The following is a 20,516-nucleotide window of genomic DNA, read 5'->3' on the forward strand; positions in this document are numbered from 1 at the left end:
AGCGTCACGGCTCCAGCTCAGAGCGGAAACTTCCCGGACAACTCAAGCCCGGCGGCGCAGGTCCAGGCGTCCAGGCGTTCGTCGTCGGAGGGACCGCCGTCGAGCGGACTGGCCAGGCGCGGCCGGCGCACCCAGCACCCGGCTTCTTCGGCGATCAGCGCGCCGGCCGAGAAGTCGTGCTCGTTCAGCCCGCGTTCGCCGTAGGCGTCGTGGGTTCCGTCCGCCACCATGCACAGGTCAAGGGCGGCGGACCCGAGCCGCCGGACGTCGGCAAAGCCGTCCATCAGGGCGGCGAACGCGGCCGCCTGCTCGGATCGTACGGCCGGCTCGTAGCTGAACCCGGTGGCGAGGATCTGCCCCGTGCGCCCGGAGACAGGCCCTTCAAGCCGGGTGAGCGTTCCACGTTCCTCCAGCCACGCACCCTGGCCGCGGGAGGCGTAGTACACCCGTCCCAGGGCCGGGGCGTTGACGACGCCGGCCTGCCAGACGCCGTCGGCATCGGCCACTGCCACGGAGGTGGCGTAGTAGACGATGTTGCGGATGAAGTTGGTGGTGCCGTCCAGAGGATCGATGGACCAGCGGTACCCCGTGGGTTCGGCGGGGCGGGTGGTTCCCTGCTCCTCGCCGGTGATGGTGTCGCCGGGACGGGCGGCGGTGATGACGCGGCGCACGGCGTCTTCCGCGGCCAGGTCGAAGGCAGTGACCCAGTCCCCGGCGGCACCCTTGTTGCTTGGATCCAGGGCGTTGCCGTCCCGGCCGGACAAGACCTTTGCCCCTGCCGCGGCGGCCTGTTTGGCCACCTCCAGCAGTTCGGATGGGGACGTCATGCGCTTTCCTCCGCAGTGGTGTCGTCGAGCGTGTTGTGGCCAGCTTTACCGGTGCCGCCTTCGTCGGTGGTCTCTTTGTCGCTGGTTTCTTTGTCGCTGGTTTCTTTGTCCGCGGCGTCGCCAAGGGCTGCCGGGCCGCCGTCGAGCAACTGCCGGAATCCGTCTTCGTCCAGGACCCGGATCCCCAGCTGTTCCGCCTTGTCCAGCTTGCTCCCTGCGCTTTCGCCGGCCACCACGTAGCTGGTGTTCTTGGACACGGATCCCGCGGCCTTGCCGCCGCGCAGCAGGATGGCTTCCTTGGCTTCGTCGCGGCTGAAGTTGGGCAGCGAGCCCGTCACCACCACGGTGAGGCCTTCAAGGGTCCGCGGCATGGACTCGTCGCGTTCGTCCTCCATGCGCACCCCCGCGGCCGCCCAACTGTCAACGATCTCCACGTGCCAGTCCTCGGCGAACCACTCCTTGAGCGCGGCGGCGATGGTGGGTCCCACGCCGTCAACGTGGGCGAGTTCCTCCTCGCTGGCCGCCCGGATGCGGTCCATGGTGCCGAAGGCCTGGGCCAGGGCCCGTGACGCCCGGGGGCCGACATGCCGGATGGACAGGGCCACCAGGACCCGCCACAGGGGCTGGGTCTTGGCCTTTTCCAGTTCCTTGAAGAGTTTCTGGGTGTTGGCGGTGGGCTTGGAAGGCGACTTTGCCGTGCCCTTGCTGTAGAAGTACGGCACCAGCTCGAACTCGCCGGTGGGGACGCCCTTCGACTTTTTCTCGCGCCGGATCCGGACCTCGGCCAGGTCCTCGGGGGTGAGGTCGAACAGCCGTGCTTCGGACATCAGCGGCGGCACCTCGGGTTCAGCCGGCTGGGTCAGGGCGATGGCCGCTTCCCAGCCCAGGGCCTCAATGTCGAACGCCCCCCTGCCGGCCACATGGAACACCCGCTCGCGAAGCTGGGACGGGCAGGACTTGGAATTGGGGCAGCGGAGATCCACGTCCCCTTCCTTGGCCGGGGCAAGGGGCGTGCCGCAGGAGGGGCATTCGGCGGGCATCACGAAGTCCCGGACCGGCGGATCCTGCTGGTCGCGCAAGGCGAGGACCGGGCCGACGATTTCGGGGATGACGTCGCCGGCCTTCCGCAGGACCACGATGTCGCCGATCTTGACGCCCTTGGCTTTGACCACGTCCTGGTTGTGCAGGGTGGCCATCTCCACGGTGGATCCCGCCACCTTGACCGGCTCCATCACGCCGAAAGGCGTCACGCGCCCTGTGCGGCCCACATTGACCTGGATGTCCAGAAGCTTGGTGTGGACTTCTTCGGGCGGGTACTTGTAGGCAACGGCCCAGCGGGGAACGCGGGTGGTGTTGCCCAAGGCTCGCTGGGTGGCGAAGTCGTCCACCTTGATGACGATGCCGTCGATTTCATGGAGGAGCGTGTGGCGCTGGTCCCCGTACCGCCGGATGAAGCCCAGGACGTCGTCGCGGGCCGCCAGCACCTCGAAGTAGGGGCTGACAGGCAGGCCCCATTCTTTGAGCTGCTGGTAGGTTTCCGACTGGCTGCGGGCCTCCAGCCCCTCGCGGGCGCCGATGCCGTGCACGAACATCTTCAAGGGCCGCTTGGCTGTCTCGGCAGGATCTTTCTGGCGCAGTGAACCCGCCGCGGCGTTGCGGGGGTTCGCCAGCGGGGCCTTGCCGGCTTCGATCAGGGCCTCGTTGAATTCGGCGAACGCCTTGGAGGGAATGAAGACCTCGCCGCGGATTTCCATCTCGGCGGGAAAGCCGCTGCCGTGCAGTTCCTGCGGGATTTCCTTGATGGTGAGCAGGTTGTGGGTGATGTCCTCGCCGGTGGTACCGTCGCCGCGGGTGCCCGCGCGCACCAGTTTTCCGTCCCGGTACAGGAGATTGACGGCGAGGCCGTCGATCTTGAGTTCGGTCAGCCACGCGGCCTGGGTTCCGCCGTCACCGATCTTCGCGATACTTGCCTCAGCGCGGTTGAGCCAGGCTTCGAGTTCCTCCAGCGAGAAGACGTCCTCCAGGCTGTACATCCGCTGCAGGTGCTCCACGGGGGCGAACGCGGCGGAAACTTCGCCGCCCACTTCCTGGGTCGGCGAGTCGTTGGCCACCAGTTCCGGGTGCAGTGCCTCAATCTCTTCGAGGCGGCGGAAGAGGGTGTCGAACTCTGCATCCGACACCAAGGGCTCGTCTTCCTGGTAGTAGGCGAACCGGTACTTCCGCACCAGATCGGCGAGGTTCTCGTATTCCTCGCGGAGCGCTTCGGTGGGGATGGCCTCAGGCTCGTGGGGGGCCGCGGTCCGGGTGGCGGTCTTTTCTGCGGGTCCTGTACTCACAGACCTATCTTGCCCTACCCCTCCGACGATTTCCTTGGCAGGCCGGCACGGCGCGGGCCGTACGCCACGGAGCCGGCGTCAGTGCGAGCGGAGCCGGTTGCAGTTCCACCAGGTGAAGGCGCCGGCTGCCAAGGCCAACATCACTGTTCCCAGGACGATCGGCAGGAGCGCCGGGCCGCCGGGGCCCTCGCCCCGGGCAGGGGAAACGGCAGCAAGCTGGGTGGGCGCCGCGGACCGGGTGACCGGGCTGTTCCAGTCCTGCCCGCTGGAGGGACCGGTGGGCGGGCGGTAACCGGCATCAGCGGATGGGGCTGCGGTTGCGGCGTCGCCGGGGGCTGCCCCCGTATCTCCGGGCACGGCGGGAGCGTCGGCCGGTGGTGCGGTGCTGGCCGGGGGGCCGGCCGGCTGTTGCGGCTGGACCGGCGCGTCTCCGGCGGGAGGTGCCGGCTGGGTTGGTGCCGGTACGGGGTCCTTGGACTTGCGCGGCCGGCCGTTTTGGCTGGTGTCCTGGCTGCTCGCCAGAACGGGCAGGCAGAGCAGCCCGCAGGTTTGGGTCCCCGAGGCCTGGGTGGGTGAGGGCTGGGCGGTGGCGGCGGCCGCCGGACCGGCCGGGAAGATGCCGAAGGCCAGGGCCATGACAGCTGCTGTTGCCGTCGTCGAAACAGTGCGGAGAACCGGTGCGGACGGGGCCATTGCTACCTTTCGCTGCGCGCAGTCCCCCCACCGCGGCTTTCTGGTGTCCCCGGTAGTCTTCTACAGCGCCCTGCGGGGCCGCAAATCCGCGGCTGTGGCGGCCCCGCAAATATCCGGGCTGATCAGTCCCGGTTTTCAGGCGGCAGTGCCACCTGGATTTTCCGTGCCTTGCCGCGTCCCACCACGTAGCCGCGGCCGGGAATGAAGTCGGGGCTGACCCGGCCCAAGGACGTGTTGAGCAGGCTGTCGCCCTCGATGTCCCCCGGGTTGAGCAGCAGTCCCCTTCGGCCGGACTTGAAGGGCTGGGCCAACTGCCAGGCCGAGGACCAGGTGGAAGACTCGGACTCGCCGATCACCCACTGGTCTGCCTTCAGGGACGCCGTGACCAGCTGCGCGACGCCGGATTCCGCGATGGTGTCGGTGAACTCGGTGAGGCCTTCGATGAAGATGGCCACCGATCCGGGATTGCCGGTGGAGTGCTCCACCAGGTCCTCCACCACCTCGGCGAGGTCGTCCGGCCCCACCACGGAGCGGTTCCAGATGGGCAGGGAGGCGACGGCGGAGCGGCGGGAGCCGAGGTAGATCAGCTCGGTGGCGGGGTTGGAGCGGCGCAGCGCGTAGGCCAGGGTGACCAGCGCAACGGTCCGGCCCGCACCGGGCGGGCCGGCCAACAGCAGCGGGCCGCGCGCCATGACCTCAGCCGGCTGCAGCGATTCGTCGTCCACGCCGATAACGGGCAGGTCCGGGCTGCCGGCAGGCAGGACGTCCAGGTCCACCTGGTCCGGGAGCCGTTCGATTCCGGGGGCGGTGTCCAGGCCCTGGCGCTGCATGGCTTCGCTGAGCTTGTGGACTTCGCGGGCCTGCAGCGCGAGGTTCGAGTTGCCGCCCAGGACTGCCAACTGGACTTCGAGCCCGTCAAGCAGCCCGCGTCCGGGGGGCGAGGTGGCGGTGAGGACGTCCCTGGGCACGTCCAGGGAGATGTAGTCGTCCTCGGAAGACAGGCGCAGGACCAGCCTGCGCTGGATCGAGGCCAGCAGGGAGGCGGGCACGGCGTTGGGCCGGTCGCCCGTCACCACCAGGTGGATGCCCAGGGTGCGGCCGTCGGTGGCCAGCTGGAGGAAGATGTCCCACAGCCCGGAGAGCTTGCTGTGTTCGTACGCGTCGCGGAACGCCGACATGCCGTCCACCAGCACGAAAATCCGTTTTTCGTCCGGCCGGTTGGCCAGCTTCCGGTATTCGACGATGGTGGACGCCCGGACCTCGGCGAACTGCGCTGCCCGCAGCTCGGCGATGTCCCGCAGGAGCCGCAGCAGGCGCCCCACGCGTTCGACGTCGTCGCCATTGATGATTTCACCGACGTGCGGAAGCTCCTCGAGCATCCGCAGCCCGGCGGAACCGCAATCGATGCCGTACACGTGGACCGGCCCGCCGCGCGGAGTGACGGCGGCGGCGATCGCGATGCCCCGCAGTGCGGCCGACTTGCCGGAGCCGCCCGTGCCGTAAATGGCCATGTTGCCGTCCCGGTCCGGTTCGTAGAACACGGTGGGCTGGTCCTGGTGGACGGGGTCGTCGGCAACGCCCAGCAGCAGCTGTTCGTCCGTGCGGGGGTTGGGGAGCTTGGAGAAGTCGTAGGTCTTGGCCAGCTCATCCAGCCACGGCTTGCGCGGCGGCCTGATGTCCAGCGTGTCCGCCGCATGCACGATCGTGGACGTCATCCGTGCAATGTCGTTGGGGCCGGCCGGTTCCTGGACGACGGGCTTGTCCGGGGCGGGTGGTTCCCAGCTGGGACCGGACCCGAAAGCCATCTCAACGATGTCGATCTGTGGCCGCTGCGGCTTGTCCGTGGTCCAGCCGCCGGCGTACCCGGTCTGGAACCCCTGGATCCGGCCCGGGCCGGTCTTGGCGGCGCCGCGGCCGGGGATGGCGGGATCGAAATAGGCTGCGTCCGGGACGCCGAGGATGTCGGTGGCGTCCTCCTCGTCGGCCATGCGCAGGGCCACGCGAAGGTTGGTATTGGCTCGGAGGTTGTCCTTGATGACACCGGCCGGCCGCTGGGTGGCAAGGATGAGGTGCAGGCCCAGGGACCGGCCACGGGCGGCCACGTCCACCACGCCGTCCACAAACTCGGGAACCTCGTTGGCCAGGGCGGCGAACTCGTCCACGATGATGATCAGGTACGGCGGCGCGTCCGGGTCCGCTTCCCGTTGCAGCGCCAGCAGGTCCTTGGCTTTCTTCCGGTTCAACAGTTGTTCCCGGTAGTGGAGTTCGGCGCGCAGGGACGTCAGGGCCCGGCGCACCAGGTGCGGGGAAAGGTCCGTCACCAGTCCCACCGTGTGCGGCAGGTTGATGCAGTCCGCGAACGCGGCGCCGCCCTTGTAGTCGACGAACAGGAAGCTGACCCGGTCGGGGCTGTAGGCGGCGGCCATGCCCATCACCCAGGACTGGAGGAACTCGGACTTGCCTGCACCGGTGGTGCCACCCACCAGGGCGTGCGGGCCCTCATTCTTCAGGTCGAGGTAGAGCGGTTCGATGCCTTTTGAGCCCACGAGGGCGCGGAGGGTGCCGTTGTCCTTGCGGTTTGCCACGGCGGTGGCGTGCACGGAATTGTTTTCCGTCCAGCGCTCGGCCACGGCCTGCGGGTTGTCCAGGAAATCCTTGCCGATCAGGGTCGCGTAGGAGACGGCCCGCGGCAGGTCGGAGTCGTCGTTCACCGGCTTGCCCACATCCACCACAGGAGCCAGCATCCGGGCGAGCTGGGCCGCAAGCTCCGCGTCCACGCTCTCGCAGCTGACGGGGTAGGTGTGCCTGCCCAGGCGCACCTGTCCGGTGGTGGTGCCGTGGTCGCCGTCCACCACCATGAAGTCCCTGCACGCGGCCGGGAGCGCCTGGATGTCGGTGGCCACCCACAGGACATGGACGCCGGAATCGGGTCCCTGTTCGGCCAGCCGGGTCAGGCGGCCGCGGTCAACGGGTGCGTCATCCTCCACGATGACCAGGACGGCGGGCAGGACGGGCTCTTCCAGGTCGTGCTTGGCGGGGTCGATGCCCGGGCGCAGGTCCGGACCTGACCGCTTGGCCGCGGCTTCGCGGGCATCCACCAGGTCTTCGAGCCGGGCCAGCAGCGAGGACCCGCCTGCCGAGCCGGCCGCGAGGTGGTCCCCGCCCAGTGGGCTGTGGCCTGAGCCGACGTGCGGCAGCCATTGCAACCAGTCCCAGCGTCCGCGCGACTGGGCGGAGGTGATGGCGGTGAGGACAACCTCGGCCGGCGAATGCAGTCCCACCAGTTGCAGGACCATGCCGCGGGCCACATCGTCCACCAGCCCGCGGGCACCGGCGATGCCCAGGGCACCGGAGGTCCGCAGCTGGGAGACCACGGGAACGCCTTCGATCTCGCTGAACTGTTTGATGCAGTCCTGGATTTCGCGGCTGTACTGGACTTCGGTGTCATTGCTGGAGGGTTCCTCGAGCGGGACGCGGGACGGCGCGGTTCCCAGCCCGAAGCGGAGGCCCAGGAACGAGGAATGCTCCGGGCGGTGGGTCCACAGCAGCGGGCCCAGCTTGTAGATGGCATCCACGGTGTCGCTGACCGACGGCGTTTCCTGCAGCCGGACAGCCCGTTCCACCTGCTGGAGTTCTGTCAGGTCCTGCCGGAACGCCGCCATGGACGCCCGGAACTGCTTGAGTTGTTCCTTCTGCTGCTTCCTGGTCCGCATCTTCTGGTCCACGTAATGGCCCACGATGAACAAGGGCATCATCAGCATGAACACCATGGAGAGCACGTTCTGCGTGACCGCGAAGATCACCGCGCCCATCATCAGGGGCGCCACCAGCATGATGTAAGGGAAGGGCTGGTCTTCCGGGCGTTTGGGGCCTGCCGGCAGGACGCGCGTGGCCACCTCGAACCGGGGCACCACCCGCGGGGAACGGTTGAAGTCCACCAGGGGCGACGTCGGCGCTGCCGCATGGTTGTGGCCCAGCGGCACCACGGTGACAGTCGTGTCCCCCAGCGTCACTGTGTCGGAGGAGTTCAGGGTTGCGCGCGTGACGGGCAACCCGTCCATCAGCAGGCCGTTGGCGGAGTTCGTGTCCACGATCTCGATGCCCTCCGCCACGGTGATCCGGGCATGCCTTTTGGAGGTGAGGGGGTCCGTGAGGCGGATGTCGACGTCCCGGTCCCGGCCGATGTAGCTGGTGCCGGTGGGCAGCGAAAATTCGCGGCCGACGTCGGGCCCTGACAACACGCGCAAGGTGGCGGCGGAAGGTCCGCGGCCGGCACCGGGCTCGTGGAACTGCTCGCTGACCTGGGCAAGCGATACCACCGAGCCGGGGCGCAGCCCCGATTCAAGCAGGTTGTCCTGGCGGGCCAGGACGTTTCCGCTGATGCCGGCCCCGACGAAGGCTTCGTCGATGCGCAGCGAAAGGTTCTCCGGCGGGGGCGTTCCCTTGCGGTCCGGGTCAGCCGCCCACAGCACTGTGGCGATGTCGGCCACGGTGGCCAGGCCGTCCACCGTGACCGCCAGGTCCTTGGCGTCGGCGGGCTCGCGGCGGAGTGTCAGGCGGATCCTCATCCTTCGTCCACGCCCCTCATCTTTTCCAGCAGGTACAGGTCATCGGGTGTTACCAAGTGAGTGGTGACGGCGTGCTCCACCAGCCGGGCGCGGCGGTTGGTGGCCAATTTGCCGCCGCCCCCGCGCAGCCCCACGACGCCCACCCGGTCCAGCTTGTCGCAGACGTTGTCGAGTTTGCGGTTGAAGCGGGTCAGCGCCCAGCCCAAGGTTTTGGCAGCGGCCGCTGAGGAAGGGATGCTGCTGAAGCCGGTGCCTTCGCGTCGGAGCACCGGCTCGGCGAGCGCCACGATCAGCGCTTTCTGGGCATCCGTGAAGACCACGGGGCCGATGGTGGTGTCTCCGCTGCTGGCGCCTTCCCGTGCTTCCTGCCGGAAGGACGGCGTCTTCAGGTGCACGGCGAACTCATAGGTGGTGGGCCCGGCCGTGAAGATGACGTTGGTGTGGCTGAACACCAGCGGAATCCGGGCGCCGGGTGACAGCCACGCTTGCATGCCGCCGGAAGCGTCAGCGATGGTGGCGGAAAGCATGCTGCCCACATTGCTGAGCCACCAGATCCCGTCGTAACGGGCCACCTGCAAAAACTGCCGGTGCAGGTACGGATTGTCGTCCACTTCAAGATCGCCCTCGCGGCCGATATTGAAGATGTCCTCATCCGACGGCTCATACCATTCGCCGCAGAAATCTATTGCTAGATCCCCCATGATCTGTGCCTCCTCAAGGCAGAAGTGTTGCGGTAAGCGTCAATGCTGGTGGTGCGGACCTGCCGCCCTGGTGGTGCCGGCAGCCTGCTCATTTGCCGGTGCAGGCGATGGAGCCCTCCTCCATGGGCGAAAATGCTCCGTCGGTGCGCACGATCATCACTTGGATGCAGGTCTGCCCGTCGGGATTGGGCCGGATCTTGACAGGCGGGTTCGCCACGGACGTGAATTCCGCGCTGTTGCCGCCGATGGTGTACACCTTCCACTTGTAGGTGTCCCCGTCCTTGGGCTGCGGATTGGTCCAGGTGAAGGTGGCCTCCCCGTCGGCCCCGATGGTGCCCTTGAGCCCCTCGACGTCGGGCACGGTGCCGTTGTCCAGGGCGTCGGCCGGAGGTTTGCTGACCTGTTGGGTTTCCACGGCCTTGGGGGTGCCGGTGGCCGAATTCGCCACCACGATGCCCACCACCGCCGCAAGGGCAAGGAGGGTTCCGCCGGCGAGCGCAAGCCAGAGGTTGCGTTTGCCGTGGTCGGCCTCGGGCGCCTGCTGGGGCTCCGCGGTTTTTACCGCCCGCTGGACCGTCGCGTCCGCGGCGTACGCCGGATCCTCCCTGCTGCCCGCCGGCCCGGTGACCGGCGTGCCATAGTGTGGTGCCGCGGCGCTGCCCCGCAGCACGGTGGACTGTGCCCACTCCCCCGCCCGGACGCCGTCGGCTGCCTCCGGTGCGGCCGGGCCGGCCGGAAGGTGGGGCACGGACGGGGCGGGCTGCCATTGGCCAGGCGCAGCGGGAGTGAAGTGCGACGGCGGGGCGGCACCTCCCCTTGGACCGGTAGCGTCAGCGCCGCCCACCTGGCTGGGGCGGGTGCGCGCGGGGAAGGTCGGGGCGCTGCCGGTCCGTTCGGGATCGATGGCGGCGATGCTGCGGACGCGGGTTTCCTCGGTCCCGTCGTCCGGGTGGCTTTCCTCCTGCTGCGGTTCCTCCAGCACTTCGAAGGGAGTGACGGAGAGGTTGAGTTCGGCCTGGATGCGCTGCAGTGCCAGGGCGAAGGCGTGCGCGGAGCTGTAGCGGGATTGCGCGGACTTGGCCATGGCCGTGGACAGGGCCAGTTCCAGGGATTCCGGCACGTCTGCACGGCCCAGCCGCGGCAGTGCCATGTTGCTGATCCGGTTGATCAGTTCGCGTTGGGAGTTGTCCGCCCCGGGCATGACGAAGGGCGAGCGGCCGGCCAGCAGGGTGTAAAGGGTGGCGCCGAGGGCCCACACGTCCACCATGACGCCGTCAACGTTGCCGTCGCGGAACTGCTCGGGCGGGGACCACGGGATGGACATGCCCGAGTCATCGTCCGTGTCTCCCGCCAGGGTGCCGGAAATGCCGAAGTCGGTCAGGGCCGGCCGGTTGTAGTCCGTCACCAGGATGTTGGCGGGTTTGATATCGCGGTGGGCGATGCCGGCGCGGTGCGCGGTTTCGACGGCGGACGCCACCTGGATGCCGACGGCCAGGACCTCGTCCACGCTGAAGCGCTGCCGCCGGTACCGCACGTCCAGGCTGGGCCGGGAGCAGTACTCCATGGCCAGGTAGGAGTGCCCGTCGTCGGTCACTTCCGCTTCGAAAATGGTGACGATGTACGGGTGCGAGGACAGCTGGGCCATCAGGTTGGCTTCGGACTCGAAGCGCCGGCGGGCACCCTCGGTCTTCAAGTCCGAGAGCAGCACCTTGACGGCGACTTTCCGGCGCGGCCTGTCCTGCTCGTACAGGTAGACGTCGGAGAAGCCGCCCGAGCCGAGCAGGCTGATGTACGTGAACCCGGGGATCCGGGGCGGCGGCGCTACGGGCCGTTTGGAACTCAAGGAATCTCCTCAAAACGCAGTGAGATGTTGTCGCCCAGCTCCGCGATGTCGCCGTCGAGCAGGATGGCCATCTCGTTCTGGGCCAGGCGGCGGGGCGGCTGGCCTTCCCGCACCAGGATGGTGCCGTTGGTGGCCTTGAGGTCGCAGAGCATGACGTGCCAGCCCTCGAGCCGGACCTCCACGTGGGACCTGGAAATGTCACCGCCCGGGCTCGCCACCTGCACCAGGCGCGGCATCACACCGCCTTGGACTCGGGATACCGACGGTTGCCGCCCGATGACCATCGACTGGTCGAGGTCCAGAAGGTCGCCCGTGGAGAGGCGCACCCGGCCCAGCCTGGGGCGCGCCACCTGGACGGCGTCCGGCAGCAGGCTTTCCCCGCAGGCGCTGCACTGGGCACGGGTGGGTGGGTTGGGGTGGCCATGCGCGCAAACCCGGGCCAGCACCAGCGGGCCACTGGCCGTGTCCTGGACGGTGGCCGGAGCCGCGGGTTGCGGGGCCATGCCACCGAGGCTGCTCTTCATGACAGTCTGGCCGTCGTGGTCGGGATCGAAGCCGGCGGCGGGTGCCTGGTCCGGAGTTCCCGCCGCGGGTGGCTGGCTTGCCGGGAACGCCGGAGCGGGCCCGGGGTTCGCGGGTCCTTCAGCACCCGCCGGCGGAGCGAAGGCGGGTGGCGTCCCCACGGAGGGGGTGGACGCAGCCGACGCCGGAGCGGACGCTGCTCCGCCGGTGCGCCACGGTACGGAGTCGATGAGGACGCCGGCGGGAGCCTGCGCGTCCGGCCCGGGATCCGGGGTGGGTGCCACGTTCGTGCTCGCGGCCGGATCTGTCCCTTCGGCACCTGCCGACCCGGTTTCCGGCTGCGCGCCGGAACCGGACTCCTGCCCGGCGGGGGACATGTCGCCGGCTGCGTCCAGGGCGGGGAGCTGTTCGGCCGCCGGCAGCGCGGGCGTCATGTTAACGGCGACGAGGCCGGAGTCGGCGTCGGGATCTTCACGGACCGCCGCGTCCTCGATATTCCGCATCACGGTGCGGTCCCACAGGTGGTCGTAGGACGTTGTCATTTCCACCGCGGGAGCCGCGTCAGCAGCGTCTGAGTGACCGGCCGACGGCGCATCGTCCTCCGGTTCAACTGCCTCGCCTGCGACAAACGCGTCCGCCAGGTCAGGGGGGATGATGGCGCCGGGGGCAATCGTGGCATCGGGGTCGGCGGCCTCGCCAACCGCTTCCGGGTGGTGTCCGCCATTCAACGGCAGACCTTCCTGGTCCTCGTCCGGCAAAGCCAGCATTGTCTCTGCAGAGGCTTCGTGCTCGGGAAGGAGGGTGATGCGGGGCAGGTCATCATGCTCCGCATGGCCGGGACTGGTGGAGCGGGCTGCCGCGCCGGCGTCCTCGTCCGGGCCGGTGCCGGGGGTATCCACCGCCACCGCTTTCCCTGCCTCGCCCACGTTGTCCACGGCGGCCGGGCCGGCCGGGACACCCAGTGCCAGGGCCTGCAGCAACACCACTCCTTCGCCGAGCGGCAACTCGGGCTGGTCCGCGGAGCCGCCGTCAGCGATCCCCAACCGGCACATCCCGGGGACGGCAAACCGGCGCTCATTCCAGGTGGTGACGTCCCGGCCGTCCAGATCCACGGCTCCCCCGGGCTGCTCTACGCGCAGGTCAAGGTCGCCGCGCAGGAAAACCCGGAGCGGTCCGTTGAAGTCCAGGATGCCGAACGAGGGTATGCGGGCCAGCGAACCGCCCGAGCTGCTGGTCACGGCGGCGAGGACCTCGTGCGGTTCGGGGCGCCCCGCCAGGAGTTCCCAGAGGGCGCCGGCAAGTTCGGCGGGTGTCTCGGGCCCCAGCAGGACGGCCGTGCCGGACCTGACCACACCAAGCCAGGTTCCCGGGATGTAGCTGGCGCCGGTCATCGACGGGGCTCCCCTTCGATGACCGCGCCGGCCTCCGCCTGTTCAGGCAGGGGCTGCGTTACGGCGCCGTTGGCCAGCGGACGCGGCAGGGTCTCCTCGTCCGTGTCCCCAGGGCTGTAGCGGGGCGCGGTGGTGCCTGCACCGTCGTCGTGCGCCACGTTGCTGGCGTCCACCACGATGGCCGTGACGTTGTCCCTGCCGCCGCTGCGCAGCGCGGCCTGGATCAGGGCGTCCACTGCGTCCTGTGGCTGGGCCACGGTGCTGAGGATGCGGAGGATGTCCTCATCGGCGAGTTCCCCGGTCAGCCCGTCGGAGCAGACCAGGACCCGGTCTCCCTCCTCGACCGGCAGGAGCCAGTAGTCAGCCTCCGTCTCGTCCCCCGTACCCAGGGCCCTGGTGACCACGTGCCGGCGGGGGTGCACCGTGGCTTCCTGGGCGGTGATCTCTCCTGCGTCCACAAGTTCCTGGACCTCTGAGTGGTCCACGCTGATCTGCTCGAACCGGCCCTGGCTGAGCCGGTAGGTGCGGGAGTCGCCGATGTTCAGCACCAGCCAGTAAGGCATACCCATCTGTTCCACCACTACGGCGCCAGTGAGGGTGGTGCCGGCGCGGGCTCCGGCGGCTTCACGGATGGAGTTGTCCGCCCGCACCAGGTACTGCTGCAGGACCGACGCCGTAATGCTCCGCTCCCCCGTGGCGAGCTGCGGAATCCCGGCCAGTGCCCGGACGCACAAGCCGCTGGCGATCTCGCCGGCCTCGTGGCCGCCCATCCCGTCGGCCACCGCGAAGACGGGATCCGCGGCGATGTAGGAATCCTCGTTCAGCTCCCTGCGGAGTCCCCTGTCCGTCCCGTAACCGTAGGTGAGGCTAAGGGCCGGCCCCGGCTGGGTGGTGGAGGAAACACTGGTGGGGAGCTGGTTCATGCCTGTCCTAGGTAAAAGGTACGGTCTCCAAAATGCACGCTGGAGCCGGGGTTAACAAACGTTGGGACGCCCGGCGCAAGGGGGGTGCGCAGGCCGTCAGGGGTGGTCACGGCGCTGCCGTTGGTGGATTGCCGGTCGGTAACCCAGATCCCCGCTCCATCGGTGAGCAGGTGCAGGTGGGTCTTTGAGATGGAGCGCCCGGGATCGTCCACGGCCAGCAACTGGGCGTGGTGTTCGCCGGGCTGGCCAACGGGGTTGCGGCCCACCAGGACACTTCGGTCCAGCTGGAAGTCGCGGCCGTCATCCAGGCGGATTCGCAGGACGGCGACGGGGGCGGGCCCGCCGGCACCCGGACGGACCTGGGTGCGTTCGACGTCGTCGTCAACGTGCGGCCCCGGCACCCGGTGGCCTGGGGTGGACGCCGGAACGCCCGCCGCAAACCCCTGGCTGCCGCCCGCCGGCTGGGCGGCGTGCGGCGGGACGGGCTGGGCGTCCTGGGACGCTGCCGGGTACGGGGCGGCGGGCACGGAGGGCGGCGCGAAGGAGGCAGGGCTGGTGTAAGGCATGGTTTGCGACGGCATCGCGGCGGACGGTGCCGGAGCCTGGGGCGCTGCCTGGGGAAGAACTGTCTGCGGTTGAACGAACTGCGACTGAGCGGGTTGCGGTTGGGCGAACTGCGGCTGCGGCGCCTGCGGGGCCGGAGGTTGCGGCGCCGGCTGCCGGGCGGCAGCCGCGTGGGCCGTCGCGGCCCCGGCCACCGGGGACAGCACCTGCTGCACGGGCGGAAGGTCCAGGGGCGCGAAACTGTAGGGGCCCTGGATGCCGCCGGTGGTGATGGGGTCCCGGCCTGCCTTGACGTCGAACATGAGGGTCTTGGCGGCGGTGTCGTTCCAGGCCCGCAGCCCGCCGTTCTTGTCCCACTGGCTGGAAACCACTACCAGCACCGCCCACACGGCACCCACCAGGAGCAGCGGTCCGAGGACGAACAGTGCGGCGTCAAACCACTTGAACACCACCACCAGGATGGCGGCAAGCAGGGCCAGCAGGATGCCCGCGCCGGTGATCACTCCCCGCAGGAAGACCCCGCCGGCACCGGGCGCGTAACCGTCCTGGTCCGCGCTGCGGATGCCCATCAGCAAATTGCCGGGGGTCTTGCCGGTCCGGGCTTCGAGGCCCAGCACCACAAAGAGGTAGGCAAGGGTCAGTCCGAGGCCGATACCGCCAAACAACACCAGGGACGAGGTGTCATAGACAATGAAGCCGCCGCTGCGGGTTCGGGTGATCCCGGCGAAGCCGATGGCAAACGTCACCACCAGCACTGCTATGCCGGGCAGCCAGTCGATGACGGCAGCGCCCAACCGCTTGCCCGCCGCAGCCGGAACAAGCTCAAGGTTTACTGCCATTCCCGTTCCTCCCCCTGGAGCGGCCCCCACCCTGGTGGAACCGCCGGCACTGCCCGGATCGGTGCCCGCAGGTGCGGTACCCGGATATGCGATGCCCGCCGGCTGTACTGCCGCAGGCGTTTCTACTACCGGGATAGTACCGGGAATCCCCGGCGCGTGCGCGGCGAACGGGTCCCGGACCCCGGCCTGGCCGCCCGGCGTGCCGGGGGCCTGCGGGCGGGTGCGGCGCGCCGCCCGGTTGGGCAGCGGGGCACCGCAGGCGGCACAGAAGGTGGCGCCCGCGCGGATGGTTTGCTGGCAGCGCGGGCAGCGGTCGGCGTCGGAGGTCACTGCTCGTTTGGTCCTTGCTGGCTTGGTCCCTGGCCGTTGGTTCCCTGTTGGTCAGTGCCGCCAGGTGCACGCCGGCGTCCGGCGGACAGGGACGCCAGCGCAGGCAGTACGGCACGGAGGCGGCGCAGCGAAAGCCCGCTGCCGGTGTTCATCGCGGTCCGGGCGTCGCTGAGCAGCGAGCGCGGCGAGAACCGGGCCTGTTGCCGGCGCCAGAACCCCACGGTGGCGGTCATCTCCTTGAGCGAACCATCCACGATGGTCCAGTACTCCTTGACGTCCTCCTCGGTGGGCTGGCCGGCGCCGAAGATGGAGGCATCGGCCCGGCGGGCCAGCAGCGTCGTGGTTCCCTGGCTGGCAGGGAACGCCTCGGCAAGCACAGCGGCGCTTTCCCGGCGTGTCGCTCGGGCGTCCACTGCGGCACCCATGTCCGTTGCCAGGCTCACCACCTCGCTCCAGCCTCCGCCGACACGCTGGGCCGGATGGCCGCCGCTGAAACGCTGTTTCCGGCGTCGTGACTTCAACAAGGCGATCAGCAACAAGGGCAGGGCAAGGATTACCACGGGGATGGCGACGACGCCCAAGGCACCCAGCAGCGCACCCCAGAACAACCAGGGGTTGTTCTTCTTCTGGTCGGCGTCCAGGGCGTCCGGCGATGAGTCCGGCGGCAGGTCCGCGGGCTCCTGCGGCGGAGGCGGCGGCTGCAGTACCTGGGGTTTGGGCTTGGACTTGCTTTCAGGGTCCGGCGGGATGGGAATGTTGTCCTTGGGCGGGGTGGGATCGAAGCTGACCCAGCCCACCCGCTCGAACGCAACCTCCACCCAGGCGTGGACGTCCTTCCCGGTGATCTTCACCTCGCCGGCACCGTTTTCCGGGCTGGTGGGCTCAGGATAGAACCCCATCACCACGCGGGACGGGATGCCCAAGTGCCGGAGCATCAGGGACATGGCCACCGAGTACTGCTCGTCATCGCCAAGCATCTGCTTGGCCGTGAGCAGGCTCCGGATCCGGGCCGAGCCGTGGCCCGAGACACTCGGCAACTGCCCTTCGCTGACCAGGCCGTTGCTGAACGCGCCGGTCTTCTGGAAATGCGCCTCGATCTGGCGGACCCGGTCGATCGCCGTAGGGGCGTCCGCGGAAAGGTCGTTGGCCTGGGAGCCCACGACGGGCGGAACTTCCTGGGGATCCGGGAGGGACACCTTCGCGAAGTCGTACTGCGTCAGCTGGCCGTGCTCAAGTTTGACGGGATCCGAAACCTGGACGCTGTACGAATCTCCGCGGGTGAGGCCGTTGGTGGTGACGGCGGTGTCCGTCCCCGGGTTGAAGTAGAGGCCTGCGGCCGCGGCAGAGCCGGACTGGTCCAAGCTGATGCCGGTGGTCTTCCGCCCGCCGGGGACGAAGAAGCCCTGGTAGTCCTCGATGTTGATGCTGATCGAGTAGTCGTTGGTGGGCACCACCCCGGCCGAATCGGCAAGGGTATTGATGGACTTGGCGTCGCCCACCTTGCTGAAGTTGCCGGAGCCGTTGGGGTCCATGTTGTAGTTGGTCCCGTTGAAGGCGTCCAAGGCACCCAGCCGTACCCGGCCGTCCCGCGGCAGCCCTTTGACAACGAAAAGGGTGTCGTCCTTCTTGTCCTTGACGTAGGTGCGGAAACTCGCCAGCGGCGTGACGTAGTCCTTGGGGTCGAACGGCGGCACCACCACGTTGCGGAGGACCTTCCGGTCTTCTCCGGCGTTGACCAGGGGCGCGGCCACGGCGGTGACGCCCACGCTGAGGGCGATCACCCCCGCCGCCATCCCCAGGCGGCGGATCCGGGCACGCCGGGCTGTGGCGGAGTCGGTCTGCGGGCTGTTGACGGCCACCCTCCGGGTGCTGTCCCGCCGCAGGATGTCCCGGCGGAACGTGGCCCAGGCAATGCCCAGGACTGTCAGGCCGATCCCGCGTTCGAGCGTCAGGAACGCCGCGTTGGTGCTGAAGGCGATCCCCGCGACGAACAGGACCAGGACGGGCAGCAGGGGCAGATACGGGCTCCGCACGCGCCAGGTCAGGAGCGCGGCCACCAGTGCGGTGATCAGCGAGCTGAGGAAGGGCACGATGAGCACGCCGCCGGCAGTTCCCACCGGCACCCCCACCGTGAGCATGTCCTTCCAGGCGAACACGACGCCCAGGAGCAGGGTCCGCAAGGACTCCAGGGAGGGAACGAAGCCGGCGATGGCGGCATCGGGCACAGCCAGCCAGGTCCCGAAGACCAGGTAGGCGGCCAGTGCCAAGGCGGTGGTGATCAGCAGGCCCAGGCGCAGGTGCGCGTTGGCCGCGCCGATGCCCAGGCCAAGGATGATGCCGCCGAATCCGGACAGCAGGTAATAAGGGTCCCCGCCGAAGCTCAGCCCGAAACCGAGCAGGCCCAGGCCCAGCAGGAGAACCAAGGCACCGGCGTCGAGCAGGTAGTGCCAGGGTTGGCCATGGGCGAAGGCGGACTCCGGGCTTGGGGGTTTGCGTCGGGTACGGGTACGGGTTTGCGGGGACTGGCCCGGGGCGGTGCTCATGCGGCGGCCTTTCTCAGCACGATGGCAAGGTCGGCCAGGTCGCCGAGGGTCAGGACGGTCAGGTCTGCGATGTTGGCCCGGGTGGGGGCTGCGCCTGCTTCCACCCGGACGGCCAGGCTGCGGACTCCCGGCGGGACAGAGGCGGCCGCGGAGCGGAGCTGGGTGGCGGTCACGTTGCTGCCCACCACGAAGAACACCACGGACGCATTGGGGACGGTGTCCGCCAGGGTCCGGGCAAGGTCGACGGCGGTGCGGCGCATCGGGGTGCCCACGATGCGCGTCATGTCATCAAGCAGGTTGCGGCCCGTTTCGCAGCGCAGCGGCCCTTTCTGGGTCAGGACGTCCAGTTCCCGCTGTTCCCGGATGGCCTGCCGGCCAATGGACCCTGCCACCGAGATGGCCAGCTCGAATTCGTTCTCGGAGGCGTACTCATCGGTGTTGATGGACAGCGAGATGGCCAGGTGGGCCCGGCGGGTTTCCTCGAACTGGCGCACCATGAGCTTGTTGGTCCGGGCCGTGGTCTTCCAGTGGATGTGCCTGCGGTCATCTCCGGGAACATAGTCGCGCAGGGCATGGAAGGAGACGTCGGCGCTGGACAGGTCAGTGGTGGGCATGCCTTCAAGGTCGCGGATGAAGCCAGCGGCCGAACCGGCAAGGGCTGTTGTCCGCGGATGCACGAACAGGTCCTCCGGCTCGGTCCAGAGGACCTGGCGGCGCAGGAGGTGCAGCGGGTCGGCACGGACCGATCGGACCGGTCCCACCACGATCACGGCGCGCCGTGCGGTGGGGATGGTGAAGAGGTCCTCGTGTACCTGGCCCGGCTTCATCCGGGGCAGGTGGAACACAGCAGTGGTGCTGCCCACCGGCAGCTCCAGGGCGGCCGGCAGCAACGGCCGGGCGGAGGTGTTGGAGACGGCGATGCTTCCGACGGCGCTGTCCCCCACTGCCACGCGGGTCCGGGCAAGGTCCAGGACCACGCCGTAGGAGGACCGGCCGAGGATGAACGCCACCGCGATCACGAACATGGCGAAGGCGGCGATGGCGGCTGCGGTGGCTTCCTGCCAGCCGAACGCCTGGCCGGTGATCCACAGCAGGATGGAGGCTGCCAGAACGGACCAGCCCAGGATGCTGACCACGGACAATACCGGCCAAGGGTATTTCAGCCAGGTGGTCCGGACGGTCCGCCAGGCTGGTGCCAGCGCCTGGAGTGCTGTGCTGCTGGCTTCGGACCAAACCGCCGCGGGGTGCAGGCGGGTAGGGCGGCCGTCCCGGTGGAAGAGTTGCTGGAACCGCTTCGCGAGCCGGGTCAACGGGGTGCCACTGGACGTGCCGTCGGACATGTGGGTGTGCCTTCGTTGTTGCTGTGGAAAGGAAAGGGCGCCGGCATGCAGCCGTGGGCTGCGTGCCGGACCGGTCAGGCGTTGGTGCGCTGCTGCGGGGCGGCGACGTCGGCCAGGATCCTGGTGAGGACGGCCTCGGCGGTGGCGCCGGAGAACTCTGCCTCGGGGTCCATCACGAACCGGTGCGTCCACACCACGGGCGCCAGTTCCTTGATGTCGTCCGGCAGGACGAAGTTCCGTCCCTGTGCGGCGGCCCAGACCTTGGCCGCCCGGACCATGGCCAGGGCACCACGTACGGACACGCCCAGCCGGGTCTCCGGGGCGTTGCGGGTTTCCTCGCACAGCCGCGAAATGTACTCCAGCACCGCGGTGTCCACATGCGCCGTGGCGGCAAGATCGGCCATGTCCGCCACCGCCTGGGTGGTGATCACGGCGGACAGTTCCTTGGAGCGGTCCTTCAGGTTGTTGCCGCCCAGCAGCCGTACGGTGGAGGCGTGGTCCGGGTAGCCGATGGAGGTCTTGATCAGGAACCGGTCCAGCTGGGCTTCGGGAAGGCGGTAGGTTCCGGCCTGCTCGATCGGGTTCTGGGTTGCCATAACCATGAACGGCCGGCCCGCCGAGTAGGTGGTGCCGTCCACGGTGACCCGGGATTCTTCCATCACCTCAAGCAGCGCGGACTGGGTCTTGGGCGACGCACGGTTGATTTCGTCGGCCAGGACGATGTTGTTGAAGATCGGGCCCTTGTGGAACTCGAACTTCTGCGTCTTCTGGTCGTAGATGGTCACGCCGGTGACGTCGGAGGGCAGCAGGTCAGGGGTGAACTGGATGCGGTTGTTGGACCCTTGCACGGTGGCCGCCAAAGCACGGGCCAGCGAGGTCTTGCCCGTGCCGGGCGCGTCCTCGAACAGTACGTGGCCCTCGGCCAGCATGGCCGTGAAGGTCAGCCGGATCACGTGCTCCTTGCCCAGCACCGCCTGCCCCACGTTGGCAACCAGCTTTTCGAACGTCCCGGCAAACCATTCGGCCTGCTCCATGGTCATGGTCATCTAAAGGTCCTCATTTTCTATACGTTTCGGTGGCAGTCATGGGGCTTGGT

At 68.9% G+C, this 20,516-nt stretch carries 12 protein-coding genes; all 12 read right to left on the bottom strand.

Going from position 1 to position 20,516, the window contains the following annotated elements:
• Window positions 1-17: 17 nt before the first annotated feature.
• The 12 genes from QRN53_RS08795 to QRN53_RS08850 all read right to left on the bottom strand — a co-directional run bounded on the left by QRN53_RS08795 (window position 18) and on the right by QRN53_RS08850 (window position 20,466).
• Window positions 18-827: an inositol monophosphatase family protein gene (locus tag QRN53_RS08795; protein ID WP_285243631.1), complete on the bottom strand. Its 810-nt coding sequence runs from the start codon at window positions 825-827 to the stop codon at window positions 18-20.
• Window positions 824-3,100 (bottom strand): NAD-dependent DNA ligase LigA, encoded by a 2,277-nt coding sequence (ligA, locus tag QRN53_RS08800; RefSeq protein ID WP_285243714.1) that lies wholly within the window; start codon window positions 3,098-3,100, stop codon window positions 824-826. Before ligA ends, QRN53_RS08795 begins: the two co-directional genes overlap by 4 nt.
• 141 nt (window positions 3,101-3,241) lie before the next feature.
• Window positions 3,242-3,856, bottom strand: coding sequence for a hypothetical protein (locus QRN53_RS08805; protein ID WP_285243632.1), 615 nt, complete (start codon window positions 3,854-3,856; stop codon window positions 3,242-3,244).
• Between the two features lie 122 nt (window positions 3,857-3,978).
• On the bottom strand, window positions 3,979-8,424 hold the full coding sequence (locus tag QRN53_RS08810) for a type VII secretion EssC family protein (protein WP_285243633.1): 4,446 nt from the start codon (window positions 8,422-8,424) through the stop codon (window positions 3,979-3,981).
• Window positions 8,421-9,125: a hypothetical protein gene (locus tag QRN53_RS08815; RefSeq protein WP_285243634.1), complete on the bottom strand. Its 705-nt coding sequence runs from the start codon at window positions 9,123-9,125 to the stop codon at window positions 8,421-8,423. Before QRN53_RS08815 ends, QRN53_RS08810 begins: the two co-directional genes overlap by 4 nt.
• A gap of 88 nt (window positions 9,126-9,213) precedes the next feature.
• Window positions 9,214-10,968: a serine/threonine-protein kinase gene (locus QRN53_RS08820; RefSeq protein ID WP_285243635.1), complete on the bottom strand. Its 1,755-nt coding sequence runs from the start codon at window positions 10,966-10,968 to the stop codon at window positions 9,214-9,216.
• Complete coding sequence (locus QRN53_RS08825) at window positions 10,965-12,881, bottom strand: FHA domain-containing protein (RefSeq protein ID WP_285243636.1); 1,917 nt, start codon at window positions 12,879-12,881, stop codon at window positions 10,965-10,967. Before QRN53_RS08825 ends, QRN53_RS08820 begins: the two co-directional genes overlap by 4 nt.
• The gene (locus QRN53_RS08830) at window positions 12,878-13,804 is read right to left on the bottom strand and encodes a PP2C family protein-serine/threonine phosphatase (protein ID WP_285243637.1); all 927 of its coding nucleotides are present in this window, start codon (window positions 13,802-13,804) and stop codon (window positions 12,878-12,880) included. The genes QRN53_RS08825 and QRN53_RS08830 overlap by 4 nt, the downstream gene beginning before the upstream one ends.
• Entirely contained in the window at window positions 13,801-15,537 is a 1,737-nt protein-coding gene (locus tag QRN53_RS08835) for an RDD family protein (RefSeq protein ID WP_350224163.1), read from the bottom strand. The genes QRN53_RS08830 and QRN53_RS08835 overlap by 4 nt, the downstream gene beginning before the upstream one ends.
• Window positions 15,534-18,080 (bottom strand): transglutaminase-like domain-containing protein, encoded by a 2,547-nt coding sequence (locus QRN53_RS08840; RefSeq protein WP_285243638.1) that lies wholly within the window; start codon window positions 18,078-18,080, stop codon window positions 15,534-15,536. Before QRN53_RS08840 ends, QRN53_RS08835 begins: the two co-directional genes overlap by 4 nt.
• Window positions 18,077-19,420, bottom strand: a complete 1,344-nt coding sequence (locus tag QRN53_RS08845; RefSeq protein WP_285243639.1) for a DUF58 domain-containing protein — start codon at window positions 19,418-19,420, stop codon at window positions 18,077-18,079. Before QRN53_RS08845 ends, QRN53_RS08840 begins: the two co-directional genes overlap by 4 nt.
• A 74-nt stretch (window positions 19,421-19,494) precedes the next feature.
• A complete protein-coding gene (locus tag QRN53_RS08850) occupies window positions 19,495-20,466 on the bottom strand; it encodes an AAA family ATPase (protein ID WP_285243640.1) in 972 nt (323 codons plus the stop codon).
• Between the last annotated feature and the right edge of the window lie 50 nt (window positions 20,467-20,516).

Source organism: Pseudarthrobacter sp. fls2-241-R2A-127, assembly GCF_030209355.1.
Classification (GTDB): domain Bacteria; phylum Actinomycetota; class Actinomycetes; order Actinomycetales; family Micrococcaceae; genus Arthrobacter.